Annotated in this window: 25 protein-coding genes; 9 read left to right on the top strand and 16 right to left on the bottom strand. The window is 54.6% G+C overall.

Going from position 1 to position 26,366, the window contains the following annotated elements:
- Positions 1-27: 27 nt before the first annotated feature.
- Positions 28-672 carry a protein-serine/threonine phosphatase gene (pphA, locus tag SK51_RS13530; RefSeq protein ID WP_023306475.1) on the bottom strand — a complete coding sequence of 215 codons (645 nt, stop codon included), beginning with the start codon at positions 670-672 and terminating at the stop codon, positions 28-30.
- A 167-nt stretch (positions 673-839) separates the two neighbouring features.
- On the opposite strand from pphA, the gene SK51_RS13525 reads away from it, so the two are divergent.
- Positions 840-1,820 carry a VirK/YbjX family protein gene (locus tag SK51_RS13525; RefSeq protein WP_023306476.1) on the top strand — a complete coding sequence of 327 codons (981 nt, stop codon included), beginning with the start codon at positions 840-842 and terminating at the stop codon, positions 1,818-1,820.
- Between the two features lie 369 nt (positions 1,821-2,189).
- On the opposite strand, the gene SK51_RS13520 is transcribed toward SK51_RS13525, so the two are convergent.
- Genes SK51_RS13520 through yobA form a run of 3 tightly spaced genes read right to left on the bottom strand, consistent with a single transcriptional unit; the run spans position 2,190 to position 3,787 of the window.
- Positions 2,190-2,528: a YebY family protein gene (locus SK51_RS13520; protein WP_022648464.1), complete on the bottom strand. Its 339-nt coding sequence runs from the start codon at positions 2,526-2,528 to the stop codon at positions 2,190-2,192.
- A gap of 16 nt (positions 2,529-2,544) precedes the next feature.
- Positions 2,545-3,414: a copper homeostasis membrane protein CopD gene (copD, locus tag SK51_RS13515; RefSeq protein WP_023300432.1), complete on the bottom strand. Its 870-nt coding sequence runs from the start codon at positions 3,412-3,414 to the stop codon at positions 2,545-2,547.
- A gap of 1 nt (position 3,415) precedes the next feature.
- Positions 3,416-3,787 carry a CopC domain-containing protein YobA gene (gene yobA / locus SK51_RS13510; protein ID WP_023300433.1) on the bottom strand — a complete coding sequence of 124 codons (372 nt, stop codon included), beginning with the start codon at positions 3,785-3,787 and terminating at the stop codon, positions 3,416-3,418.
- A 137-nt stretch (positions 3,788-3,924) separates the two neighbouring features.
- Here yobA and SK51_RS13505 point away from each other — a divergent pair, with 137 nt between their 5' ends.
- From SK51_RS13505 to exoX, 3 genes are all read left to right on the top strand, one after another.
- Positions 3,925-4,155, top strand: coding sequence for a DNA polymerase III subunit theta (locus SK51_RS13505; RefSeq protein ID WP_003859784.1), 231 nt, complete (start codon positions 3,925-3,927; stop codon positions 4,153-4,155).
- Between the two features lie 111 nt (positions 4,156-4,266).
- Entirely contained in the window at positions 4,267-4,905 is a 639-nt protein-coding gene (locus SK51_RS13500) for a nitrilase-related carbon-nitrogen hydrolase (RefSeq protein ID WP_022648467.1), read from the top strand.
- A 24-nt stretch (positions 4,906-4,929) separates the two neighbouring features.
- Complete coding sequence (gene exoX, locus SK51_RS13495; RefSeq protein WP_022648468.1) at positions 4,930-5,592, top strand: exodeoxyribonuclease X; 663 nt, start codon at positions 4,930-4,932, stop codon at positions 5,590-5,592.
- On the opposite strand, the gene ptrB is transcribed toward exoX, so the two are convergent.
- Positions 5,574-7,649 carry an oligopeptidase B gene (ptrB, locus tag SK51_RS13490; RefSeq protein ID WP_022648469.1) on the bottom strand — a complete coding sequence of 692 codons (2,076 nt, stop codon included), beginning with the start codon at positions 7,647-7,649 and terminating at the stop codon, positions 5,574-5,576. The two genes, exoX and ptrB, sit on opposite strands and share 19 nt — an antisense overlap.
- A 75-nt stretch (positions 7,650-7,724) precedes the next feature.
- Entirely contained in the window at positions 7,725-8,375 is a 651-nt protein-coding gene (locus SK51_RS13485) for a tellurite resistance TerB family protein (RefSeq protein ID WP_022648470.1), read from the bottom strand.
- A 172-nt stretch (positions 8,376-8,547) separates the two neighbouring features.
- Between SK51_RS13485 and purT the strand changes: the two genes are divergently transcribed.
- Positions 8,548-9,726, top strand: a complete 1,179-nt coding sequence (gene purT, locus SK51_RS13480) for a formate-dependent phosphoribosylglycinamide formyltransferase (protein ID WP_023306478.1) — start codon at positions 8,548-8,550, stop codon at positions 9,724-9,726.
- A 61-nt stretch (positions 9,727-9,787) separates the two neighbouring features.
- On the opposite strand, the gene SK51_RS13475 is transcribed toward purT, so the two are convergent.
- The 5 genes from SK51_RS13475 to zwf all read right to left on the bottom strand — a co-directional run bounded on the left by SK51_RS13475 (position 9,788) and on the right by zwf (position 16,833).
- On the bottom strand, positions 9,788-11,134 hold the full coding sequence (locus SK51_RS13475; protein WP_223861959.1) for a hypothetical protein: 1,347 nt from the start codon (positions 11,132-11,134) through the stop codon (positions 9,788-9,790).
- Entirely contained in the window at positions 11,055-12,293 is a 1,239-nt protein-coding gene (locus SK51_RS13470) for a type VI secretion system Vgr family protein (protein WP_023306480.1), read from the bottom strand. Before SK51_RS13470 ends, SK51_RS13475 begins: the two co-directional genes overlap by 80 nt.
- A 337-nt stretch (positions 12,294-12,630) precedes the next feature.
- The gene (gene kdgA / locus SK51_RS13465; protein ID WP_003859774.1) at positions 12,631-13,272 is read right to left on the bottom strand and encodes a bifunctional 4-hydroxy-2-oxoglutarate aldolase/2-dehydro-3-deoxy-phosphogluconate aldolase; all 642 of its coding nucleotides are present in this window, start codon (positions 13,270-13,272) and stop codon (positions 12,631-12,633) included.
- Positions 13,273-13,311: 39 nt separating this feature from the next.
- Positions 13,312-15,123 carry a phosphogluconate dehydratase gene (gene edd / locus SK51_RS13460; protein WP_023306481.1) on the bottom strand — a complete coding sequence of 604 codons (1,812 nt, stop codon included), beginning with the start codon at positions 15,121-15,123 and terminating at the stop codon, positions 13,312-13,314.
- Positions 15,124-15,357: 234 nt separating this feature from the next.
- Positions 15,358-16,833: a glucose-6-phosphate dehydrogenase gene (gene zwf, locus SK51_RS13455; RefSeq protein ID WP_022648481.1), complete on the bottom strand. Its 1,476-nt coding sequence runs from the start codon at positions 16,831-16,833 to the stop codon at positions 15,358-15,360.
- A 354-nt stretch (positions 16,834-17,187) separates the two neighbouring features.
- Between zwf and SK51_RS13450 the strand changes: the two genes are divergently transcribed.
- Both SK51_RS13450 and pyk read left to right on the top strand, forming a co-directional pair.
- Positions 17,188-18,057, top strand: coding sequence for a MurR/RpiR family transcriptional regulator (locus tag SK51_RS13450; RefSeq protein WP_048206766.1), 870 nt, complete (start codon positions 17,188-17,190; stop codon positions 18,055-18,057).
- Between the two features lie 114 nt (positions 18,058-18,171).
- Positions 18,172-19,614, top strand: coding sequence for a pyruvate kinase (gene pyk, locus SK51_RS13445; RefSeq protein WP_003859767.1), 1,443 nt, complete (start codon positions 18,172-18,174; stop codon positions 19,612-19,614).
- A 43-nt stretch (positions 19,615-19,657) separates the two neighbouring features.
- On the opposite strand, the gene lpxM is transcribed toward pyk, so the two are convergent.
- The 3 genes from lpxM to znuA form a co-directional block, all read right to left on the bottom strand.
- Positions 19,658-20,629 (bottom strand): lauroyl-Kdo(2)-lipid IV(A) myristoyltransferase, encoded by a 972-nt coding sequence (gene lpxM, locus SK51_RS13440; protein WP_032676184.1) that lies wholly within the window; start codon positions 20,627-20,629, stop codon positions 19,658-19,660.
- Between the two features lie 119 nt (positions 20,630-20,748).
- A complete protein-coding gene (gene mepM, locus SK51_RS13435) occupies positions 20,749-22,068 on the bottom strand; it encodes a murein DD-endopeptidase MepM (RefSeq protein WP_022648483.1) in 1,320 nt (439 codons plus the stop codon).
- A gap of 15 nt (positions 22,069-22,083) precedes the next feature.
- A complete protein-coding gene (gene znuA / locus SK51_RS13430) occupies positions 22,084-23,028 on the bottom strand; it encodes a zinc ABC transporter substrate-binding protein ZnuA (RefSeq protein WP_032622452.1) in 945 nt (314 codons plus the stop codon).
- Positions 23,029-23,105: 77 nt separating this feature from the next.
- On the opposite strand from znuA, the gene znuC reads away from it, so the two are divergent.
- Positions 23,106-23,861 (top strand): zinc ABC transporter ATP-binding protein ZnuC, encoded by a 756-nt coding sequence (znuC, locus tag SK51_RS13425; RefSeq protein WP_023306484.1) that lies wholly within the window; start codon positions 23,106-23,108, stop codon positions 23,859-23,861.
- Positions 23,858-24,643, top strand: coding sequence for a zinc ABC transporter permease subunit ZnuB (gene znuB / locus SK51_RS13420; protein ID WP_022648485.1), 786 nt, complete (start codon positions 23,858-23,860; stop codon positions 24,641-24,643). The genes znuC and znuB overlap by 4 nt, the downstream gene beginning before the upstream one ends.
- 52 nt (positions 24,644-24,695) lie before the next feature.
- Here znuB and ruvB read toward each other — a convergent pair whose 3' ends face one another.
- A complete protein-coding gene (gene ruvB / locus SK51_RS13415; protein WP_006811035.1) occupies positions 24,696-25,706 on the bottom strand; it encodes a Holliday junction branch migration DNA helicase RuvB in 1,011 nt (336 codons plus the stop codon).
- Positions 25,707-25,714: 8 nt separating this feature from the next.
- Positions 25,715-26,329, bottom strand: a complete 615-nt coding sequence (gene ruvA, locus SK51_RS13410) for a Holliday junction branch migration protein RuvA (RefSeq protein ID WP_022648487.1) — start codon at positions 26,327-26,329, stop codon at positions 25,715-25,717.
- Positions 26,330-26,366 lie beyond the last annotated feature (37 nt).

The raw sequence follows: 26,366 nt of genomic DNA, 5'->3' as shown, positions 1-26,366 counted from the left end.
AGAACCCGCCCGAAGGCGGGTTATTTATTACTGAAGCTGCGTCAGCGTCAGAAAGCCCCCGAACACCGCTCCCGTATCAATGTAGTGCAGATTGTTGAAATCGTAGCGCTTGTCCACAGGCGTATGTCCGAACCAGAAGTGATCCGCACCGCTAATGCCCTGCCCTCTACCCACCATAAAGCCCATTAACCGGTCGCGATCCCACAGCACCCGCTGGGCATCTACCGGCTTATGCCAGGCATATTCGGCGGCGGGATAATCCGCATGAGCAATCACGTTCAGACCGTTTTTGCAGGTTATTTCAATAATGTGCGGTAAGTCCCGACACGCGTCGAGTAAATCCTTCGCCTGCTTTTGTTGAGCGACCGTAAGCCCGGTAAACCAGTTACCGCCATTTATCTTCCAGAGACTAAAATCATTATTTTCAAGCGCATCTAACGCCATTTGCTCGTGATTACCGCGTACCGCATAAAACCACTTTTCCTGCATCAACTGTAAACATTTCACGCTGTCGGGACCGCGGTCGATAATATCCCCCACCGAGATAAGCAGATCCGCATCAGGATTAAAATGCCGTCGTTTAAGCTCATCCATAAGCCACTGATAGCAACCATGAATATCGCTGACAACCCAGACATGACGCCAGTGTTCTCCCTCTATTTTCTGATACATAACGCCTCCTGTAAGAAGTATAGCTGCCACAGAAAATGTCATGCGCTGGCGTTGGATATCGCGAATCCAAACAAACCATAAACCAGCCGGAAATAAAGATCGCTGCGCTATTAATCCCTTATTCCCTGGCCTTTAAAATAGTGCGGAATAAAAAGAGGGATTTTCACGTGTCAAACATACACCTGCAAAACGATGTTTTTTATCCGCATCGTACAAATATTATTTCTGAACTGGTGAGAGGGAAACGCGTTCCCGGCCCAATCTGGCACAAACGTGATTACCGGTTAAAGTTCCTTCTGCGCTCGCTTTTATTCTGGTCCTCCACCCATCGCATGCTGGAGGCGCTATCCGGGCGCGATGATTTCGACAGGCTGATCACCTCTCAAATTACCTTGCCGAGCAAAACTCACCGCCAGTATCTGATGCGTGGCCTGAACTCAAACGACCGGGCCGATGCTATCGTCAGCCACTATCAGTGGATTGATAGTCTGAAAAATACCGCCCTCGCCCACGCGCTGACCAATCCGCAAGAGGTGCCGGTTGTCCGGTTCGAGGCAAAAAACGGCGAAATCTATACCGTCCACGCCTCGTCCGCAGGTAAGGCTGAACGTGAAGGCGAAAGCACGCTTTGGCTGCATGACAATGACAACACGCTGCTTGCCAGCCTGACGTTCTGTGTCGCACGCAGTAACGGCCGTATGGTGCTGGTGATCGGCGGCCTCCAGGGTCCCCGTCGTCATGTTTCACGGGAGGTGATTAAGCAGGCTACCCGTGCCTGCCATGGGCTTTTACCGAAACGCGTGCTGATGGAGGTGATCTTCCAGCTTGCCTCACGCTCGAACATCAGCGCGATTTTTGCCGTCAGCGATGAAGGCCATGTTTTCCGCGCCCTGCGCTACCGTCTGAGCAAAGGGCGTCATTTTCACGCCAGCTACGACGAGTTCTGGGAAGGCCTGAACGGAAAGAAACTCTCCCCCTTCTGCTGGCAGTTGCCGCTCCAGATGGAGCGTAAAGCACTGGAGGAGATTGCCAGCAAAAAACGCGCCGAATACCGTCGCCGCTTTGCGTTACTTGATGATATTGCGGCTTCCGTACATGCGCGCATTGATCCCGCAGTCGTCTCAGGCAAAATACAAACAAAAATTTAACAAAACAGCCAAAAAGGACTGGACTTACGCCTGCCGGGTTGTGGTATGTTTGAATAAGGCGCACAGGAAGTGAACCTTCTGCTGAGACGAAAACCGGATTTTATCGTTTATTTTCATGCAGATAAAAAGAGACCGAATACGATTCCTGTATTCGGTCCAGGGAAATGGCTCTTGGGAGAGAGCCGTGCGCTAAAAGTTGGCATTAATGCAGGCTCAATCGCCTTGCCCTTTAAGAATAGATGACGACGTCAGGTTTTCCAGTCCACAGTAAAAGTGGTCTGAAAAAAAGCGTCAGAACATCACTAAATGTGAAAAACCGCAGAGCTTTTACAAGCACCTGCGGTTTTTTTTTTACTGGAAACCTGACGGCTAGCAGAGCTTTTTAGCGCGCTCAATAAACGGTGCCAGACTCTTCTTCTGCCCGGGGTTTGCCGGGTCATCCACCTGGATCACGCTGACAGGCTGTCCGTTACTTTTCCCGCTGGCAACCTGCTGCTCCGCTACGTCATTTAACGGATACTGCACGAGCGTACTGGGATTGATGACATACAGCGCGTTACCGGGACGGCAGGTGAGCATGACCTCTTCACGATTAAATGCCCAGTTGTCCTTACCCACTTCAAACCGGCTGACGGTGATGACCTGCGGCGCGGCCAGCGCACTGCTGGCACAGGTGAGAAGTAAAAGAGAAAGCAGTGTCTTTTTCATAAGTTATTAAACCTTGTCAGAAGGGTTCCCAGGTCGCGAACAGGCTGACGGCCGCCAGTACCAGCGCGCCCAGCACCACTTCTGCCTGTGTCATCCTGATAAAAATCTGTTGTTCCCGCCCGGCATCAGGGCGAAAGCGTGGCACAAGAAAATACCGATTCGCCAGCGCAATTGCCACCATCATGATGACCAGCGCACATTTAAACAACAACAGCCGTACATAAGGCGCTTCCCACGGCACGTCTATGCCCACAATAAAGAGCGTATTGATTATCCCGGTCAGCAGCACGCCCGCCACGGCATAATGCCCCACGCGGGAGAAGCGCATCATGGTAAAGATAGCGGCTGGCTGCCAGCGGCCTTTCGCCAGCCGCATACAGAACAGCAGCGGCAGTAAACCGCCCACCCAGGTGGCGGCGCAGAGCAGGTGAAGCGCATGGTTCAGACGATGCAACGCACCCGGCGCGCCACCGTTCATCGCGGCATGTCCCACGCCCGCCAGCAGCACCAGTTGCCCCATCGCGAGCAGTAATAGCCGTGAGCCCTTTTGCGGGGTAAGCCATGCAGCGCCCGCGGTCACAGCGGCCAGCACCATTTGCCACAGCCAGACGCCACCAAACTGCGTGCCCAGCACGCTGCGCCAGACCGCCGGGCGAATGACATCACCCCAGCCATTGCCCATTAACCCACTTTGCAGGCCGAACATCAGCAGAGCAGCCATCAGGCTGATTAAGGCCGCGATATTCTGCTGGCGCTGGAAACGCTGCGTCATGAGGCGCTGCAACGAAGACGGTGCAAACCAGACACTGTATAGCGCGTTGCCGAACAGTAGTATCAGCGCAACAAAATGGATAAAGCGAAACGCTACGTAGCTCAGGGCCAGCATACTATTTCACGCTAAAGTGATAGCTGCCCTTGGTTTTGTGGCCGTCCACGGAGACCACATGCCAGTCCACCGTATAGGTGCCGGTCGTCAACGGTTTCTCAAGAGGAACAATCAGCTTTGCGTTATCCTTCTCGTCACGCTTCACCGCGCCGGTCTGGATTTTGTGCTGCTGCGCGTCCGTCACCACGACGCCGCTGAAGGCAGGTTCAATGCCTTCCGAGAAATTCAGGGTAATGACATCGGGTGCCGTCGCGACGGTATTTTCCTGCGGGGATTGTTGCTTAAGGTGCGCATGGGCCAGAGCTGATGGCGCGATTGCCGAAGAGAGCAGAAACACCAGCGCACACGCGACGCGGGAAGGGGTAAAGTGCATCACAATCATTCCTTTTCGTTATGCCTGAATGCTAAAGAATAACTCTGTATAATTAACGAGTCGAGGAACATCCTTTGCTCCCTTGTCATCGTTGAACAATCGCGGTAACGTTGCCGCCGCAGAAAAAGGAGAAGGAAATGAACGTTAACCTGGCCGCCCTTCCTCAGGACGAGATGGACAAAGTGAATGTCGATCTCGCCGCCGCGGGGGTCGCATTCAAAGAGCGTTACAACATGCCCGTCGTGGCTGAAGTGGTAGAGCGTGAACAACCCGCGCATCTGCGCGACTGGTTCCGCGAACGTCTTATTGCGCATCGCCTCGCCTCCGTTAATCTCTCGCGCCTGCCGTACGAACCTAAAGTTAAATAAGCTTAACGTCCCGTTACACTTCCTTACGCGTTATGTGGCAGGATAAGAAAACCCTGATAAATTTAGGTGTAATCTTAAAATCCCAGCGACTTAGTGTATAAGGAAGTCACGATGTCACGATGGACTATTGCCGCGGCTCAGTATGCTCCGCGGCACAACTGTGTTGATGAGCACGTAAAACATCACCTGCACTTTATTGCCGAGGCTGCCTCGCATGGGTGCGATTTAGTCGTCTTTCCGGAGCTTTCGCTTACCGGCCCTGGCGGAACAACCTTACCCCCACCCCCCGACGATTTGCAGCTTGCCCCCCTCCTTCACGCGGCGCAGTCACGTTTCATCACGGTGATTGCCGGTATTACTCTCCAGCAACAGAAAGGACTCGCGCTTTTCACCCCTAACCTGTCGACCATCCGGCGCTATCCGCAGGGTAACGGTGCGGGTGTTAATCCTGGCAATAAACGGTTAACCATCGTTGATAATCAGGCTGACGCCCCGGAACTAGACCCAGAGGCAACGCTGTTCACCAGCAGCCTGGCGGTGGGTGAGCAACGCTGGCGGCAATCCATCAGTTCGTTACAACGCTTCGCGCATAAGTACGCCATCGCGGTATTAATGGCGAACGCGCGCAGCGGTAGCGCCTTATGGGATGAAAAAGGTCAGCTGATCGTGCGTGCCGATAAGGGAGAGTTGCTGTTAACCGGTTCTTTGGGCCGACAGGGTTGGCAAGGGGATATCATTCCATTAGGCTAGGCATTTTAGGATCAGGAGCGATCAATGCTGCGCGTTATCGATACCGAAACCTGCGATTTGCAGGGTGGAATTGTGGAAGTCGCCTCTGTCGACGTGGTTGACGGAAAGATAGTCAATCCAATGAGCCACCTGGTGCGCCCGGACCGTCCCATCAGTGCGCAGGCGATGGCAATTCATCGCATTACGGAATCGATGGTGGCGGATAAGCCGTGGATTGAAGAGATCATCCCTCTTTACCACGGTAGCCAGTGGTATGTCGCCCATAACGCCAGCTTTGACCGCCGCGTGCTGCCGGAGATGCCCGGTGAATGGATTTGCACCATGAAGCTGGCGCGCCGTCTGTGGCCGGGGATCAAATACAGCAATATGGCGCTGTATAAGTCGCGCAAACTAAGCGTGCGGACGCCGGAAGGGCTGCATCATCACCGCGCCCTCTATGACTGCTACATCACCGCAGCGCTCCTGATTGATATCATGAATACTTCCGGCTGGACGCCGGACGATATGGCGACCATTACCGGCCGCCCCGCCCTACTGACCACCTTCACGTTCGGTAAATATCGTGGAAAACCGGTATCGGAAGTGGCGGACAACGATCCGGGCTATCTGCGCTGGCTGTACAACAACCTCGACAGAATGAGCCCGGAACTGCGCCTGACGCTGAAGCATTATTTAGGCGAAGCCTGAGTTCCCGCGCGGCCTGGCAGCGTATCCTGCGCCAGGCCAATCAAAAAGGCGTACTCCAGCGCCACCCCTTCATAGGATTTAAATCGCCCTGATTTCCCTCCGTGCCCCGAGTCCATATCGGTACACAGCAGCAGCAGATTATCGTCAGTTTTTAGCTCACGCAGCTTCGCCACCCATTTCGCGGGCTCCCAGTACTGCACCTGGGAATCGTGCAGGCCGGTGGTCACCAGCATATGCGGATAGGCTTTCGCCTCGACGTTATCGTACGGGCTGTACTCTTTCATGTAGCGGTAATAGGTTTCATCCTGCGGGTTCCCCCACTCCTCAAACTCCCCGGTGGTCAGCGGAATGGTTTCGTCCAGCATGGTCGTCACCACGTCCACAAACGGCACCTGAGCGATAACGCCTTTAAACAGTTCAGGCCGCTGGTTTACCACGGCTCCCATTAACATGCCTCCGGCGCTGCCCCCCATGCCAAAGCAGAGTTGCGGATCGCCATAACCCTGCGCGATCAGCGCATCGCAGACATCAAGGTAGTCATTGAAGGTATTTTTCTTTTTGAGAAATTTTCCGTCTTCATACCAGTGCTGACCCAGCTCGCCGCCGCCGCGAATATGGGCAATCGCATAAACAAAACCGCGGTCGAGCAGGCTCAGCCTGCTGCTGCTGAAATCGGCGTCCATGCTGGATCCGTAGGAGCCGTAACCGTAGACGAGGATGGGGTTTTTACCTTTGTTGAAGTGATCCTTGTGGTAGACGAGAGACACGGGGACTTCAACGCCGTCGCGCGCGGTCACCCACAGGTGTTCACTGCGATAATTTTCCGACTCAAATCCCCGGACCTCCGCCTGTTTAATCACCTGACGCTGCCCGGTGTCCATATCCAGCTCAAACAACGTGTCCGGGGTAGTCATTGACGAATAGCCGTACCGCAGGCGGGACGATTCCGGTTCCGGGTTAAAGCCGATCCACGTCACGTAAGCCGGGTCATCGAACGCAATGCCCACCACTTCGCGGGTTTTGCGGTTGATTTGGCGGATACTGGTCAGTCCGCGCTGACGCTCTTCCACCACCAGCCAGTCGGTAAACAGGGTGAACCCCTCCAGCATCACCTGATCGCGCGCAGGAATTAACACTTCCCACTTCCGTTCATCGCGCACTTTGGTTTTATAAAGGCCAAAGTTTTTGCCCTCGCGGTTCGAACGCAGGTAAAAGCTGTGCTGGAAGTGATCCAGACTGTACTCATGATCTTTACGGCGCGGCAGGAAGCACAGCGGCTGGGCATCCGGCAGTTCGGCATCCAGCAGCAGCACCTCAGAGGTGGTGGCGCTGGCAAGGAAGATAATCACGTAGTGGCGAGACGAGGTTTTATGCAGGCTGACGTAGAACGTCTCGTCTTTTTCTTCATACACAAGCTCATCGTCGGCGGAATCGGTCCCCACCGTATGACGCCAGACCTGATAAGGCAGCAGCGTTGAGGCATGCTTTTTAACGTAGTAGACCGTTTCTGAATCGTTACCCCAGACGAAATCGGGGGAGACATTATCCAGCATTTCGGGATACCAGTTTCCCGTTTCAAGATTGCGGAAACGCAAACCGTACTGGCGGCGGGAGAGGTAATCCTCAGCCAGCGCCATAATGGCGTTATCGGGGGAAATGGACATGCCGCCCAGCGTATAAAACTCACTGTGGGCAGCACGTTTGTTAGCATCCAGCAGGATCTCCCATTCGTCCCACTCGGCGCTCAGCACAGACTGGCGCTGGTAGATGGGATATTCGTTTCCCGGCTCATAAATATGGCGATAGCGATAACCGTTTTTGCACCACGGGGCAGAGACATCACGCTGGGGGATACGCTGCACCATTTCGTTCAGGAGCTGATCCTGAAGCGCCTGCTGGCTGGCCATGACCTGGCGGCCATAGTCGTTTTCCTCGTGCAGATAGTCGAGCACCTCTGGCCGGGAACGAGAATCGTCCCGCAGCCAGTAGTAGTTATCGATACGCGTATCGCCATGCGTGGTGATCGCATAAGGAGTACGTCGGGCTTTTGGAGGCATGGCATTCTTACTTTTTCGTTTTACATCCTATAAGGTTGGCAAAACACGCGTATGATGCAAGCGAAACATGGCCTTCTAGCCCGCGAGGGTCTGCTTCTGCTGCTGAATATCCTGCTCAATTCCCTCACGAACGTCCTGTGGGATCTTCAGCGCATCACCCAGGGCGTTCAGGTAGCTGCGCTCCATAAAGTGATCGATATCGATGGCGGCACAGCTCAGAAAATAGAGTTCCAGCGCCTCTTCTTCGTTTTTCACACTTTGCGCCAGCCGCTGCGGATCGAGGGGTTGTTCGATGGCCTGCGCCACCAGCGCCCTGCCCTGCTCCTCAACGCCCGCTTCCCGCATCTGCTGTTCAATCGCGGCACGTTCACTGGCATCAATATGCCCGTCGCTCTTGGCTGCAAAGACCAGGGCGAGGATCAGACGCTCGGTGCGTAAATCTAACGGCGAAACCTGCTTCCCGTACTGCGGTTCATCCTGATGCGCGTTGCGCACCTTGTCTTTGTATTTGTTCCATAAGACGGAGCCTGCAATAGCCCCTCCGCCCGCCAGCAGCGCGCCGGTACCGTATTTGGTAAGCAGTTTCCGCGATGATTTATTAGCAACCAGCAAACCGGCCAGCCCGCCGAGCGCACCCGGCACAAGCAGCTTGCTCAGACCCTGCTCGCCGGACGACGAGCCTTTTTGTCCCAACAGGGATTGCAGTTGATTCATCCAGCCTGACATATTTTTCCTCACGTAACAGTGCGTAACCTTCACAGCCTAAGCGAGCGGGTGTCAGGAAATGTCTGTCAGTGCTAAAGAAGCGCAAATTTCTCCCCTGTCCGGGTTATCCCTATACAAGACAGACGCAAACGTTTTCGTTTATACTGCCCGCATCTTTTTCAGGGGGATTTTTATGACTCGTTTAGGAACCGCTCTGCGTCCTGCCGCGACGCGCGTCATGCTGTTGGGATCGGGTGAACTGGGTAAAGAAGTGGCCATTGAATGCCAGCGTTTGGGTGTGGAAGTGATTGCGGTGGACCGTTACGCGAATGCGCCCGCCATGCACGTCGCGCATCGCTCGCACGTCATCGATATGCTTGACGGTAATGCCCTGCGGGCGTTAATTGCCGACGAAAAACCGGATTTCGTGGTACCTGAAATTGAGGCCATTGCCACTGAGATGTTGGTTGCCCTTGAACAGGAAGGCCAGCGCGTGGTGCCCTGTGCCACAGCGGCAAAACTGACCATGAACCGGGAAGGCATTCGTCGCCTGGCGGCAGAAGAATTACAGCTCCCGACCTCCAGCTACCGTTTTGCCGGGGATAAAGCTGCGTTTCTCCAGGCCGTAGAGGAGATTGGCTACCCGTGCATCATTAAGCCGGTAATGAGCTCCTCTGGCAAAGGGCAGAGCTTTATCCGCGACAGCAGCACGCTGGACAAGGCCTGGGACTATGCCCAGCAGGGCGGCCGTGCCGGTGCCGGGCGCGTCATCGTAGAAGGCGTGGTGAAGTTTGATTTTGAAATTACCCTGCTCACCGTCAGCGCCGTGGACGGTGTTTATTTCTGCGACCCGATTGGTCATCGCCAGGAAGACGGCGATTATCGCGAATCCTGGCAGCCGCAGCGAATGAGCGCGCTGGCGCTGGCACGCGCGCAGGAGATCGCCCGCAAAACGGTGCTGGCGCTGGGCGGCTACGGCCTGTTCGGCGTGGAGTTATTTGTTTGCGGCGACGAGGTGATCTTCAGTGAAGTCTCCCCTCGCCCGCACGATACCGGGATGGTCACCCTGATTTCGCAGGATCTCTCTGAGTTCGCGCTGCACGTACGTGCTTTCCTCGGCCTGCCGGTTGGCGGCATCCGTCAGTACGGCCCGGCAGCCTCGGCGGTGATCCTGCCGCAACTGACCAGCCAGAATGTCACCTTTGATAACGTCGAAGGTGCGGTAGGCGCAGGCTTGCAGGTTCGGCTGTTCGGCAAACCGGAGATCGACGGAGCCCGTCGTCTGGGCGTGGCATTAGCGACCGGGGAAAACGTGGACGAAGCCGTCGCGAGAGCGAAAAAAGCGGCCACTGCGGTGAAAGTGGCAGGGTAAATAACTAAAGGCTGGTCAAGTAAGCGACCAGCCACATAGCATGATTAACGTTGTTTCGTTTCTATCGTTTCCATTCGTATTCCATGTCCTCGTAGGCTTCATTCGTTTTCGAGATGAAAACAAAACTACCGAGGCCTATAAAAATAACGAAGGGAATGATTATGCTCGCAATCAGTTCCCAGATTGCTGGCGGATCGTTTTGCGCCAGGAAACTGATACGATAGGCAATGAGGGATAACACGCAGAATAAAGCCGCCATCCCCGCAGGATAAAGGGGATTACTCCAGTTACACCAGGTAAGTTTTTTTGGGATAGCTGTCTTCATGGAGGAAAGCGCAGTAATACAAAATTTGTTTTTGTCTGAATATGCTACCAGTTGCTCCCCCTGGGCATATTTTACCGCATCCGCCGCAAATGCCAGAGCCAGCCACCGATACCCGGCACTCTTTGCGCCCAGAGAGGCATCAATATCCAGCCGTTCCACCGTGAGCGCTTTTTTGTCCAGTGCCTGCATTAATGGATATTTTTCGATACGGGACAGCCCGGTATACCAGAGATTTTTCGGCGTAAGTACCGAACCCGTCTCAAGGAAGACCGCCATTTTGTCCTCTACATCGGTCACATCAGACATAGGCTGATATAAATATACCGGTTTTTCGCCCTCCTCCCGGACATAATGACTGGTCAGCAGGAATGCACATGCATTTTCCATGCTCTTTGATTCGCCGCTTTCTTCATGTAAATCAACGATAACAATCAACCGGTTTTCAACTCTGTAATCAGATAAGTTCATCCATTGGCTAACGATCGCGTAGTCAGGACATTCTGTGCTGTACTCAATTTTACACGTGCTGGCCGTTTCAATACCCAACCGCTCCAGAGTGCGCCTCAGTTCATCAATGCAGGATCCACTCCCTCCGTGAACCCAGACAACGGTTTCAAAAATACGGTAGTTATAGTCCTTCAATTTTTCTGCCATCGGATCCAGTAAGCGGTAAAACATCTGTTCATTCCTGGTCTGGTCGAAGCGATCTTCCAGCTGAATATTAACCGGCGTTTTCGGTGCCAGCGGAAATTCGCCTTCCAGTTTCAACATATTCAGCGCGGGTTGCTCCAGGGGGGTGATTGCAGACCATGCTGCGATAGCGATATTTTTTCGCGCATACGCCTTTAAATTAATCTCCTGCTCTTTTGCTATGAATTTTCGGGTTTCAGCATAATGAATGTTGGCGTCATGAAATATGAAACTTGTAAAAACTAGCAACGACACAACACAGATGGGCAGAATAACTGAAGGCACAAAAAAGAGAGCCGTAACGTGTTCCTGTTCAGGCCAGGTGAGAGCCCGGATCGCGAGGCCCATTGCGACAGCTATCACATAGAGGAAAACAATCATGACGACTGGCACAGTGGAATCCGGGTCTGGCTGTTTTTTGTATATAGGGGATCCCAGAAAGTACGGCGCGATAGTGTTCAGCACGGCTGCCGCGGATAATCATCGCAGTTATCACAAACCCGGACTTAAACCCGTCAGGTACAGGCCCTGCAGGATAAAACATAATGCCTGGCTGAAGCTCGGGATCGCTGGTTGTCGCCCCCAGAACACTCTGTCCGTTCAACAGGCGTTCATAACGCAGACGGGCGTAAAATGCGGCGGTTTCCGCCTCTTCACCGTGAAAATCCCCCGCAGCAAGATAGTGATCGGCATAGTGATAGTGTTGGCCTGTCGTTACACCTTCGGGAATATCGCTCGTTTTAATGGTCTTATCCGTCTGCGGCGATTGCGGGTCACGGTAGTTATAGGTACGAACCAACACATTTTTTGGGATCAGGCCGTGCTGCTCCTCCAGATCGGTGATGTATTCGTTATAACTGGTCATGCCTGAATGTCGGACATAAGGCATCTGTTTGTCGCTGAAGTTGTAACGACGCGCAGAATCCCCAAAAATAACGACGGTTTCCGTTTTCACTTTGTTGTGATTCTCAAAACGGAACCAGATCCCTATCTCTGCCAGCAGCCGACGGATGAACCGCAAATCGGTTTCTTTCCACTGAATGATCATTTCCCGTCGTGGATAGCTGTGGCTCAGTTGCTCAAAATCAATGTTGTAGCCGTCAAAGTGACCACTGTCCTTCATCAGCTTTGTAACGAGCTCCGGGACTGTCATGTTCATGTAAACCGCAGAACGGTAATTTTGATCCAGCAGCGCCAGCTCATGCTCCAGCACGCATTCATACAGTGCTTCGTCACCTGAAGACATCAGCCGGGAAAATTGGGTGATCGTGCCATTAATCTGGCGAACCGGCAGCCAGGAGGTTTGCCCATGCCATGAGGCTTCCAGATTGGGTGCACGCAGAATAAACTCAGCCCTTTGATTAAGAACAGCATTAATGGCAATGTTTTGATCCGGACTGGTAAAGCGAATGGTATAGCGATAAGGCTCGCTTAATATCTCTTTTCCTGTAAAAGAATGAACATCAGAAATAACATTTTTGCTACGCGGGAAATACAATAAATATCTGTTTAACGTGTCCCACCGTTGAGCCACCTCAGATTCCCCTGACATTATTATCTATCCTTTTAACAAACATTCCGTTTATTAAAAACAATACACCTATCGCTCTCCTATTAAAATACCCAACCTCAAGTTGAATTGACTCAAAGGAAGTAATATTATTCACAGAATAAATAAAAAGAGCCCAGGCAATCTCATCACAGATAAATTAAGAATGAATTATTCATCAAATATATAAGTGAGGGATTATTTAATAATGACGAATGATACGCCTGGGGTTAGGGATATTAAAAATGTTTGTGGGGAGAAGAAGAAGAACTTATACATGCTGGTCACATAAAGTGACCAGCATCAGGCCAGAGGGCCTGCTTTATGCATTGAGCATTTGTTACTGTTTCGCGCCTTCTACCGCTTCGCGAGCCAGTTTAGTAATGCGATCCCAGTCGCCTGCTTCCAGCGCATCCGCCGGAACCAGCCAGGAGCCACCGATGCATAGCACGCTTTTCAGCGCCAGGTAGTCGCGGTAGTTGGCCGGAGAGATGCCGCCCGTTGGGCAGAAACGCACCTGGGAGAATGGGCCTGCAATCGCCTGCAACGCTTTGGTGCCGCCGTTCGCTTCAGCAGGGAAGAATTTAAACTCTTTCAGGCCGTAGTCCATACCCAGCATCAGTTCAGAAACGGTGCTGATACCCGGGATCAGCGGAATAGAACCTTCGGTTGCGGCTTTCAGCAGCGGCTCGGTCAGGCCCGGGCTGATGGCAAACTGTGCGCCCGCTTCGGTCACTTCCGCCAGCTGCTGCGCATTCAGAACCGTACCAGCACCGATGATCGCTTCCGGCACTTCTTTGGCGATAGCGCGAATCGCATCCATCGCACAGGCAGTACGCAGGGTCACTTCCAGAACACGAACGCCACCCGCAACCAGCGCCTTCGCCATTGGGACAGCGTGCTCCAGTTTGTTTACCACAATAACCGGCACGACAGGGCCAGTAGTCAGGATTGCTTCTGCACTTGTTTTCCAGTTTTTCATCAGAGTTTTCTCTCGCCAGATCGTTAAAATCAAGTCGTCTTAAAACGTAATACAGGTTGCGCCCTGCTCCGCACCGGAGAGTTTCTCACGCAACGCACCAAACATTTCGCGTCCGGTACCCACGCGGGATGCGCTCAGGTCAGGAATATGTGGCTGACGCGCCGCCAGCTCTGCTTCGTCCACCAGCAGGGTTAACTCGCCTGTCTGACCGTTAACGCGGATCATGTCTCCATCATGGACTTTCGCCAGCAGGCCGCCGTCGTAGGCTTCCGGGGTGACATGAATCGCTGAAGGCACTTTACCGGATGCCCCCGAGAGGCGTCCATCGGTCACCAGCGCAATTTTGAAACGGCGGTCCAATAATACACCAAGCGGCGGCATAAGTTTATGTAATTCTGGCATCCCGTTCGCTTTTGGTCCCTGATGACGCACCACGACTACGCAGTCTTTATCAAGCAGACCCGCGTCGAAGGCAGGTAAAACGTCGTGCTGGCTTTCAAACACCACCGCCGGGGCTTCGATAACCTGATTCTCTTCCGGCACGGCAGAAGTTTTCATTACGGCACGCCCAAGGTTACCGCTCAGCACTTTGGTGCCGCCGTGAGGAGAGAACGGCTGTTCGAAGGTCGCGATAACCTGAGGATCGAGCGAGTTGCTCGCCCCCTCGCGCCAGTCCAGCTCACCGTTGTTCAGCCACGGCTCAAGGGTATAACGATGCAGGCCAAAGCCCGCCACCGTGTTGACATCCTCATGCAGCAGGCCGCCTTTCAGCAGCTCGCGCATCAGCACCGGCACGCCGCCCGCGGCCTGGAAGTGGTTAATGTCCGCCGGACCGTTCGGGTACAGACGCGCCATCAGCGGTATCACGGAGGAGATCTCGGAGAAGTCATCCCAGTTGATCAGAATGCCCGCCGCGCGCGCCATCGCGACAAGGTGCATGGTATGGTTGGTTGAACCGCCGGTCGCCAGCAGGGCGACAATCCCGTTGACGATGACTTTTTCATCCACCATTTTGCCCATTGGCATCCACTCGTTGCCGTTACCGGTCAGACGCGTCACCTGACGGGCTGCGGCTTCGGTCAGCGCTTTACGCAGTGGCGCATCCGGCTGGATGAACGACGAGCCCGGCAGCTGCATCCCCATAAACTCCACCACCATCTGGTTGGTGTTAGCCGTACCGTAGAACGTACAGGTGCCCGGCGCGTGATAGGACGCGGCTTCCGCTTCCAGCAGCGCCTGACGGTCCGCTTTTCCTTCGGCATACAGCTGGCGGATACGGACTTTTTCCTTGTTTGGCAGACCGCTTGCCATCGGGCCTGACGGCACAAAAATCGCTGGCAGATGGCCAAACGACAGCGCGGCCATCACCAGCCCCGGGACGATTTTGTCGCATACGCCCAGGTAGAGCGCGCCATCAAACATATTGTGAGAGAGGCCCACTGCCGCCGACATGGCGATCACTTCGCGGCTCAACAGAGACAGCTCCATACCGTCCTGTCCCTGAGTCACGCCATCACACATGGCCGGCACGCCGCCTGCAACCTGGCCCACCGCGTTCACGCTGTGCAGCGCATTGCGGATGATAGACGGGTAAACCTCATACGGCTGGTGGGCTGAAAGCATGTCGTTATAGGAGGTAATGATGGCGATATTGTTACGCAGCATGCTTTTCAGCGCGTCTTTATCACCAGGCTGGCAGGCGGCAAAGCCGTGGGCCAGATTCCCGCAGGCCAGCTGTGAGCGATGGACCGTTTCACTCTTCGCCTGTTCGATGCGGGCAAGGTAGGCAGCACGGGTCTCTTTCGAGCGTTCAACGATGCGTTGTGTTACGCGTAACAATGTCGGATTCATAAAAGCTCCTCTAATTTATCTGTCCAGGCTCGGGAGTTTACACAGTTTCTGACGGTTGTTAACAACGCTGAAACGCCTGATATCCGGAGCGCAGGGGCAAAATGTCTGAAGGGAGTGTAATAAAAAAAGCTCCGCGGGTGAATCCACGCGGAGCTTAAAAGATTAAAAATTATGCCACTTGCTGTGTTAGATCATGTTACCGGTAAAATAACACCTTTGGGCTAGAGATGGGGGTTATTCAAACTCGTTCCAGGAGCGGCCATCACGGGTGATCATCGCAACGGAGGCGACAGGTCCCCATGTTCCCGCCTGATACGGTTTTGGCGCGTCCTGGTCGGCTGCCCACGCTTCGGTGATTGAGTCCACCCACTTCCACGCCTCTTCCACTTCATCGCGGCGGACGAACAGCGCCTGGATACCACGCATGGTTTCCAGCAGCAGACGCTCGTAAGCATCGGCCAGATGCGTCTGGTTGAAAGTTTCAGAGTAACTCAGGTCGAGTTTGGTGGTTTGCAGGTTGTGTTTGTGATCAAGACCCGGCACTTTGTTCAGGATCTGAATATCCACACCCTCATCCGGTTGCAGACGAATAGTCAGTTTGTTCTGCGGCAGTTCCTGCCAGGATTCTTTGAACAGGTTCAGTTCCGGATTTTTGAAGTAGACCACCACTTCGGAGCATTTTGCCGGCAGACGTTTCCCGGTACGCAGGTAGAACGGCACGCCGGCCCAGCGCCAGTCGTCGATATCCACGCGGATCGCCACAAACGTTTCGGTGTTGCTGGACTTGTTCGCGCCCTCTTCTTCCAGATAGCCAGGGACTTTTTTCCCCTGGGCAAAACCTGCGGTGTACTGGCCGCGCACGGTTTTCTCACGCACGTTGGAGCGGTCAATACGGCGCAGTGATTTCAGCACTTTCACTTTGGCGTCACGAATGCTGTCGGCCGTCAGATCTGACGGTGGAGACATGGCAATCATGCACAGAATTTGCAGCAGGTGGTTCTGAATCATGTCACGCATCTGGCCGGCCTGGTCGAAGTAGCCCCAGCGGCCTTCGATGCCCACCTCTTCCGCCACGGTAATTTCCACGTGGTCGATAGTGCGGTTGTCCCAGTTGTTCACAAACAGGGAGTTGGCAAAACGCAGCGCCAGCAGGTTCAGAACCGTCTCTTTACCAAGATAGTGGTCAATACGGTAAACCTGACACTCCTCAAAGAACTCGCCCACCTGGTCGTTGATTTCACGCGAGGTTGCAAGCGACGTACCCAGCGGCTTCTCCATCACCACGCGCGCCGGTTTGGCGTTCAGCTTCGCTTCGCCCAGACCTTTGCAGATGGCGCCGAAGGTGCTTGGCGGCATGGCGAAATAGTTAATGGTGACGCGATTTTCCTGGTCCAGCATTTCACCCAGACGGGTAAAGGCGCTTACATCGTTGACGTCCAGATTGCAGAAATCGAGACGCCCGCTCAGCTTATCCCAAAGGCTTTCATCGATTTTCTCTTTCATGAAGGTTTCGAGCGCCTCGCGCACGACTTTGGTATAAGCCTCCTTATCCCAGTCGGCGCGCCCTACCCCAAGGATTCGGGTATCGGGATGGATCTGGCCCGCTTTTTCGAGCTGATACAGGGAAGGCAGCAATTTTCGGCGTGCAAGATCGCCTTTCGCGCCGAAAATGACCAGGTCACATGCCTGGGCTGTTTGCGTTACCGCCATGTCATTCTCCTCAGTTAGATCTCCTGGTACTCTGCCAGGTATCGTTGTAATTTTATTACAATGCACTGTACTGCTTTTACGCGTTTCCTGAAACCATTAGCGCTTAACGTCACGTGCGATACGGTGATTTTTCGTCGCCGGTGCCATTACGCCCGTCTGGTGACGCAACAAACGTCGATTCTTTGCGCAACAGGGGCAGAGCAAAACCCGACGTCGATCAAGTAATGAAAAAAAACAACAACATTTCTTGTCGACGATTACCCTTTCGGGTGTCCCGGGGGTAATATCGGCTAAATCGAATCAAGGTTTCATCTCTATGAAATCGTTTATGCCCTCATGAGCGTCTTGTTAACAATGAACATGCTGGAAAAAATCCAGTTTCAACTGGAACACCTTAGCAAATCCGAGCGCAAAGTGGCCGAAGTTATTCTCGCCGCGCCCGCTCAGGCGATTCATTCAAGCATCGCCGCTCTGGCACAGGAATCAGGCGTCAGCGAACCGACGGTCAATCGATTCTGTCGTAGTCTGGACACCCGCGGCTTTCCTGATTTTAAACTGCATCTGGCACAAAGTCTGGCAAACGGTACCCCGTATGTTAATCGCAATGTAGATGAAGACGACAGCGTTGATGTTTACACCGCAAAAATATTTGAATCGGCAATGGCCACGCTCGACCATGTTCGCCAGTCTCTGGACATGAGTTCAGTGAATCGCGCGGTCGATCTTCTCACGCAGGCCAAACGGATCGCCTTCTTTGGCCTTGGCTCGTCCGCCGCCGTGGCGCATGACGCCATGAATAAGTTCTTTCGCTTTAACGTGCCGGTGATTTACTCCGATGACATTGTGCTGCAACGCATGAGCTGTATGAATTGTAGCGAAGATGATGTCGTGGTACTCATCTCCCATACGGGCCGCACCAAGAGCCAGGTGGAGCTGGCGCAACTCGCGCGTGACAACGATGCGATGGTCATCGCCCTGACGACGGCAGGTACGCCGCTGGCCCGGGAAGCAACGCTCGCCATTACCCTGGACGTACCGGAAGACACCGACATGTACATGCCGATGGTCTCCCGCCTGGCGCAGCTGACGGTCATCGACGTGCTGGCGACCGGTTTTACCTTACGCCGGGGCGCAAAATTCCGGGATAACTTGAAGCGGGTCAAGGAAGCCCTGAAAGAATCGCGTTTTGATAAAGAATTGCTTATAAAGAGCGATGTTCCCTAATAACGACGATGTACGATTTACGGCATTCGGTCCCCTCGCTACTGCCTTGCGATAGATGAAGGCCGATTCTATGTTCACGCAACACCAAAGTTGTTTCAGTCAACGGAGTATTACATGTCCAGAAGGCTTCGCAGAACCAAGATCGTCACCACCCTAGGCCCGGCCACCGACCGCGATAATAACCTCGAGAAGATTATCGCCGCGGGTGCCAACGTGGTGCGCATGAACTTCTCTCACGGTACGCCAGAAGACCATAAATTACGTGCCGACAAAGTGCGTGAAATCGCAGCTAAACTGGGCCGCCATGTTGCTATCCTCGGTGACCTGCAAGGTCCAAAAATCCGCGTATCGACCTTTAAAGAGGGCAAAGTCTTCCTCAACATCGGCGATAAATTTCTGCTGGATGCCAACCTGAGCAAAGGCGAAGGCGATAAGGAAAAAGTGGGTATCGACTACAAAGGTCTGCCTGCTGACGTTGTGCCTGGCGACATCCTGCTGCTGGACGACGGACGCGTACAGCTGAAAGTGCTGGAAGTTCAGGGTATGAAGGTGTTCACCGAAGTGACCGTCGGCGGCCCGCTCTCCAACAACAAAGGCATCAACAAACTCGGCGGTGGCCTGTCTGCCGAAGCACTGACCGATAAAGACAAAGCGGATATCGTGACCGCAGCGCAGATCGGCGTGGATTATCTGGCCGTCTCCTTCCCCCGCTGCGGCGAAGATCTGAACTATGCTCGCCGCCTGGCGCGTGATGCAGGCTGCGATGCGAAAATTGTTGCGAAAGTGGAACGCGCTGAAGCGGTCTGCGATCAGGACGCGATGGACGACGTGATCCTGGCGTCTGACGTGGTGATGGTTGCCCGTGGTGATCTGGGCGTGGAAATTGGCGACCCTGAACTGGTCGGTATCCAGAAAGCGCTGATCCGTCGCGCGCGTCAGCTGAACCGCGCGGTGATCACCGCCACCCAGATGATGGAATCCATGATCACCAACCCAATGCCAACCCGTGCGGAAGTCATGGACGTGGCGAACGCCGTGCTGGATGGTACTGACGCGGTGATGCTGTCAGCAGAAACCGCTGCGGGTCAGTATCCGGCGGAAACCGTGGCCGCCATGGCGCGCGTCTGCCTGGGAGCGGAGAAGATCCCAAGCATTAACGTCTCCAAGCACCGCCTGGATATCCAGTTCGACAATGTGGAAGAAGCGATTGCGATGTCCGCGATGTACGCAGCCAACCACCTGAAAGGGGTCACGGCGATCATCACCATGACCGAATCTGGCCGTACCGCGCTAATGACGTCTCGCATCAGCTCCGGTCTGCCGATCTTCGCCATGTCCCGACATGAGCGTACGCTGAACCTGACGGCGCTGTATCGCGGCGTGACGCCAGTCTACTTCGACAGCACCAATGACGGTGTGGCCGCCGCGCACGATGCCGTGAATCTGCTGCGCGACAAAGGTTATTTGGTATCCGGTGATATCGTTATCGTGACGCAGGGTGACGTGATGAGCACCATCGGCTCAACCAATACCACCCGCGTACTGACCGTAGAGTAAGCTCCGATCCTCTCTCCCCTAAGGGGAGAGGGGTGAAGGTTTCCTATTTCTTCGGGAAAAGCTCTTTACGCTTGTACGGCTCTGTTTCGCCAGGTTTACGCGTTTTGAGCAACTTCAGGATCCACGTATATTGCTCCTTATGTGGCCCCACCAGCACTTCCACCTCTTCATTCATGCGGCGTGCAATGGTGCGATCGTCCGCGGTCAGCAGATCGTCCATCGGCGGACGTACCTCAATGCTCAGGCGATGCGTTTTACCGTCATAAACCGGGAACAGCGGGATCACGCGGGCGCGGCAGACTTTCATCAGGCGACCAATCGCGGGTAGCGTAGCTTTATAGGTCGCGAAGAAATCGACAAACTCGCTGTGCTCAGGACCGTGATCCTGATCGGGCAGATAGTAGCCCCAATAGCCCTGACGTACGGACTGAATGAAAGGCTTAATGCCATCGTTACGGGCGTGCAGGCGTCCGCCAAAGCGACGGCGCACGGTATTCCAGACGAAATCGTAGATTTTGTTTCCCTGATTATGGAACATCGCCGCCATTTTCTGGCCCTGCGATGCCATTAACATTGCCGGAATGTCGACCCCCCAACCGTGCGGCACCAGGAAAATCACTTTTTCATTATTGCGACGCATCTCGTCGATGATTTCCAGCCCTTTCCAGTCAACGCGGTCGACGATCTTTTCCGGCCCTTTCAGCGCCAGTTCCGCCATCATCGCCATGGCCTGTGGCGCGGTGGTATACATATCATCAATGATTGCTTCGCGTTCGACGTCGGTTTTATCCGGGAAGCAGTACAGAAGGTTTATTTGCGCCCGGCGGCGTGCGCTTTTACCTAAGCGCCCTGCCAGGCGCCCCACATTGCCGAGCACCGGATCGCGGAGGGAAGCAGGTAGCAACGCCATGCCAGCAAACGCGTATACGCCAAGCCAGGCGCCCCAGTTACGCGGGTGGCGAAAGGATTTTTCAAACTCGGGAATGTACTCAATATTGTTTTTTTTGGTTTCCATGCGGGTTCCAGGGTCTGGTGACGCAAAAATATATTCAGATAGTGTAGCGAGGCAGCCGTCCGCGTACAAAAGAAAAAGCCGGCGCACACTGACGCCGGCTTATTTTTGAGGGTGTTAGCTTAGTCGAAGCGCAGCTGTGGCATCACCTCTTTCACCTGCGCCAGGTAATCTTTGCGATCTTTCCCGGTCAGCCCTTCGGTGCGCGGCAGTTTCGCCGTCAGCGGGTTAACCGCCTGCTGGTTGATCCACACTTCGTAGTGCAGGTGCGGCCCCGTCGAACGGCCTGTGTTACCGGACAGCGCGATGCGATCGCCACGTTTCACCTTCTGGCCCGGTTTGACCAGCAGTTTACGCAGGTGCATGTAGCGGGTGGTGTATGTACGACCGTGACGAATAGCCACGTAGTAGCCAGCAGCACCACTGCGTTTCGCCATGACCACTTCACCATCCCCTACCGCCAGCACTGGCGTGCCCTGCGGCATGGCGAAGTCAACGCCACGGTGCGGCGCTACGCGACCCGTTACCGGGTTCAGACGACGCGGGTTAAAGTTGGAGGAGACACGGAACTGTTTCGCCGTTGGGAAACGCAGGAAGCCTTTTGCCAGGCCCGTACCGCTGCGGTCATAGAACTTACCGTCTTCCGCGCGAATGGCGTAGTAGTCTTTGCCGTCTGAACGCAGACGAACACCCACAAGCTGGCTCTGCTCGCGCTTACCGTCCAGCATTTCGCGGGACATCAGGACAGAGAACTGATCGCCTTTTTTCAGTTTGCGGAAATCCATCTGCCACTGCATGGCTTTGATCACCGAGCTGATTTCAGCGCTGGTCAGGCCAGCATCGCGGGCACTGGAAACAAAGCTGCCGCCGACGGTCCCTTTCATCACGCTGTTAACCCAGTCGCCCTGCTGCATTTCACTGGTCATTTTGAAACCGTTTGCGGTGCGATCGTAGGTGCGGGTTTCGCGACGGGACATCTCCCAGGTCAGACGTTGCAGATCGCCGTCGGGCGTTAAGGTCCAGGAAAGCTGCTGACCAATTTTCAGGTTACGCAGCTCTTTATCGGATGCGGCAAGCTGGCTAATGTTGCCCATGTCGATACCGTACTGGTTCAGGACGCTGCTCAGCGTATCGCCAGTAGAAACAACATATTCATGAATGCCGGTTTCATTCTGGATCTTGTCATCCAGCTCATCCTGGGGAATAGCTTCATCTTCCTGTGCGGCCTGATCGATAGGCTCGCTGGCCTCAGGCAGCAGAGAGCGGATCTCGCTCTTCTCCAGTTCGATGGTTTTAATAATAGGGGCAGAACTCGGGTGGTAAACATAGGGCCGCCAGACGGCGACCGCTAACGTGAGAACTGTAAGCGACCCCAGCATAACGCGGTGGGGTCGAGGCAGATTGTTAAATGCCAGGGCGACAGAGCGGGCTATCTGTTGCACGTATTCACTTCCTCGTTAATCTCCTTTCAGGCAGCTCGCATACTGATTCGCCAGTTGGCTGAGGAACTGCGAATAGCTCGCTTTGCTCAACTGGATGTTCGTACCTAGCGGGTCAAGGGTTCCCATGCGCACGGATGTTCCCCTGGCCACGGCTTCTACGACCGCTGGCCTGAACTGTGGCTCAGCAAAAACGCATGTCGCTTTTTGCTCAACCAACTGTGTTCTGATTTCATGTAAACGCTGCGCACCAGGCTGAATTTCAGGGTTGACGGTAAAATGCCCCAATGGGGTCAGACCGTAATGTTTCTCGTAATACCCGTAGGCATCATGAAAAACGAAGTACCCTTTTCCTTTAAGCGGTGCGAGCTCGTTACCTACCTGTTTGTCGGTTGCGGCTAATTGAGCCTCAAAATCCTTCAGGTTGGCGTCGAGTTTGATTCGACTTTGCGGCATAAGTTCCACTAATTTGTCGTGGATTGCAACCGCTGTAAGCCGCGCTATCTCTGGGGAGAGCCAGAGATGCATGTTGTATTCACCGTGATGGTGATGGTCGTCACCTTTTTCGCCATGAGCATGGTCGTGGTCGTGTTCGTCGCCCTCGTCCTCAGCCCCTTTCATCAGCAACGGTTTCACAGCGGACAGCTCACCAATCGTCACCTGTTTCTCCGCAGGGACCTGTTTAGCGGATTTCTGCATGAACGCTTCCATCTCAGGACCAATCCAGACGACTAAGTCCGCGTTCTGTAAGCGTTTTACATCAGACGGACGCAGAGAATAATCATGCTCGGAGGCCCCGTCAGGCAGAAGAACCTCTGTGTCCGTCACACCGTCGGCGATGGCAGCGGCGATAAAGCCAAGTGGTTTAAGCGAAGCGACAACGGCAGCGTTAACATCTTGTGCTGTTGTCCCCCAAAGAGCAGCGGATAAAGCTGCGAAAAGAAGCGTATTTTTCTGTAACATAATGCGACTAATCATCGTAATGAATGCGTGGAATGTGATATTATAACATTCGATGACTTCTGCAAGCTTAAATTGACATGACGACTTTAGTTTCTCTTGAAAATGTTTCGGTCTCGTTCGGCCAGCGCCGCGTCCTTTCTGACGTGTCGCTGAATCTGAAGCCCGGCAAAATACTCACGCTGCTCGGCCCTAACGGTGCAGGCAAATCGACGCTGGTGCGCGTCGTATTAGGCCTGGTAGTCCCTGACGCAGGTGTTATCGTCCGCGAGGACAAATTGCGTATCGGCTATGTGCCGCAAAAATTACATCTTGATGCCACCCTGCCCCTGACGGTGAGCCGCTTCCTGCGTCTCCGTCCCGGTACGCGTAAAGCGGATATCCTACCGGCGCTAAAACGCGTTCAGGCGGGACATCTTGTTGAGGCGCCTTTGCAAAAGCTGTCGGGCGGTGAAACCCAGCGCGTATTGCTTGCCCGCGCCCTGCTCAGCAGCCCTCAGCTGCTGGTCCTGGACGAGCCGACGCAGGGTGTCGACGTCAACGGTCAGGTTGCGCTGTACGATCTTATCGACCAGCTCCGTCGGGAGCTTAACTGCGCGGTGCTGATGGTCTCCCATGATCTGCATCTGGTAATGGCCAAAACCGACGAAGTGCTGTGCCTGAACCATCACATCTGTTGTTCCGGCACGCCGGAAGTGGTGTCAATGCATCCCGAATTTATCTCCATGTTTGGCCATCGTGGCGCCGAACAGCTGGGCATTTATCGCCATAATCACAATCACCGCCATGATTTACAGGGACGAATTGTCCTGCGTCGGGGAAATGGACACTCATGATTGAACTGTTATTGCCCGGCTGGCTGGCCGGGATTATGCTTGCCTGCGCCGCGGGTCCACTCGGCTCGTTTGTCGTCTGGCGCAGAATGTCCTATTTCGGCGATACGCTGGCCCATGCGTCATTGCTGGGTGTCGCGTTTGGTTTGTTGCTGGACGTGAACCCTTTTTATGCGGTGATTGTCGTCACGCTGCTGCTGGCCGCCGGTCTGGTCTGGCTGGAAAAACGCCCTCACCTGGCCATTGATACCCTGCTCGGCATTATGGCGCACAGCGCCCTGTCGCTGGGCCTGGTGGTGGTGAGCCTGATGTCCAACATCCGCGTGGACCTGATGGCCTATCTGTTCGGCGATCTGCTGGCCGTCACGCCCGAAGATCTGATTTCGATTGCCATTGGCGTGGTGGTGGTGCTCGGGATCCTGCTGTGGCAGTGGCGGAATTTACTGGCAATGACCGTCAGCCCCGATCTGGCCTTTGTCGACGGCGTGAAGCTTCAGCGCGTGAAGCTGCTCTTGATGCTGGTGACGGCGTTAACCATCGGGGTGGCGATGAAATTTGTTGGCGCGCTGATCATCACGTCGCTGTTGATAATCCCTGCCGCCACGGCGCGTCGTTTTGCGCGTACGCCGGAGCAAATGGCCGGTATCGCGGTGATTATCGGAATGATCGCGGTGACGGGCGGCTTAACCTTCTCGGCGTTCTATGACACGCCAGCGGGGCCGTCGGTGGTATTGTGCGCGGCGGTGTTGTTTATTTTCAGTATGATGAAAAAAACCGCGCAGTAGTCAGCATGTCCCCGGTGGCGCTTCGCTTACCGGGGCTACCATTAATCGCTACTTACGGCATCGCGGGCGGCGTAATGCCGAAATGATTCCACGCCCGCACCGTCGCCATACGACCACGCGGGGTACGCTGTAAAAAGCCCTGCTGGATCAGATACGGCTCCAGCACATCCTCGATAGTCTCACGCTCTTCGCCAATTGCCGCCGCCAGGTTATCCAGCCCCACCGGCCCGCCAAAGAACTTATCCAGCACCGCCAGCAGCAGCTTACGGTCCATATAGTCAAAGCCTTCGGCATCAACGTTCAGCATATCCAGCGCCTGCGCAGCAATGTCAGCCGAAATGGTGCCATCGTGCTTCACCTCGGCAAAATCACGCACGCGACGCAGCAGGCGGTTGGCGATACGCGGCGTACCGCGGGAACGTTTCGCCACTTCAAACGCTCCCTCTTCGCTCATATCCAGCCCCATGTAGCGCGCGCTGCGACCCACAATATGCTGAAGATCGGGCACCTGATAAAACTCCAGACGCTGCACGATACCAAAACGGTCACGTAGCGGTGAGGTCAGCGAGCCGGCTCGCGTCGTGGCACCAATCAGAGTAAACGGTGGCAGATCGATTTTGATCGAGCGCGCGGCCGGGCCTTCGCCGATCATGATATCCAGCTGGTAATCCTCCATCGCCGGATAGAGCACTTCCTCCACCACCGGTGACAGGCGGTGGATTTCATCGATAAACAGCACGTCATGCGGTTCGAGGTTGGTCAGCATCGCCGCCAGGTCCCCTGCTTTCTCCAGCACCGGGCCGGAGGTGGTACGCAGGTTAACGCCCATTTCGTTGGCGACGATATTCGCCAGAGTGGTTTTACCTAGCCCCGGCGGACCAAAAATCAGCAGGTGATCGAGCGCATCGCCGCGCAGCTTTGCCGCCTGGATAAAAATCTCCATCTGAGAACGAACCTGCGGCTGGCCAATGTACTCATCCAGCAGTTTTGGACGGATCGCGCGATCCACCACGTCATCTGGCTGAATGGTGCCTGCCGATACCAGGCGGTCTGCTTCAATCATCCTTTACCTCACAATGCAGCGCGCAGCGCTTCACGAATCAGAGTTTCACTGCTGGCATCCGGTTTGGCAACTTTACTCACCATACGGCTGGCCTCCTGAGGTTTATAGCCCAGCGCCACCAGCGCGGCAACCGCTTCCTGCTCGGCATCATCATCCGTCGCTGGCCCGCCCGGTGAAGTCAGCACCAGATCGGCCGCCGGGGTGAACAGATCGCCATGCAGACCTTTAAAGCGGTCCTTCATCTCGACAATCAGGCGCTCGGCGGTTTTCTTGCCGATGCCCGGAAGTTTAATTAACGCAGCCGGATCTTCGCGCTCAACGGCATTCACAAACTGTGGCGCTGACATACCGGACAGAATCGCCAGCGCCAGCTTGGGCCCGACGCCGTTGGTTTTAATTAATTCGCGGAACAGGGTGCGTTCCTGTTTGTTATTGAATCCGTACAGCAGCTGAGCGTCTTCACGCACCACAAACTGGGTAAAGACAACCGCCTCTTTGCCCGCCTCCGGCAACTCGTAGAAGCAGGTCATCGGCATATGGACTTCATAGCCCACGCCACCCACTTCCAGCAGCACTAACGGGGGTTGTTTTTCAATGATGATGCCTCTGAGTCTGCCTATCACGTGACGCTCCTGCGTTCTGGATGAAATTAACTGCCGA

Origin of the sequence: Enterobacter sp. MGH85 (assembly GCF_001037655.1) — a bacterium.
Classification (GTDB): Bacteria; Pseudomonadota; Gammaproteobacteria; order Enterobacterales; family Enterobacteriaceae; genus Enterobacter; species Enterobacter intestinihominis.
Note: the sequence above shows the minus strand (reverse complement) of the source record. Positions and strands in the feature narration are given on the sequence as shown.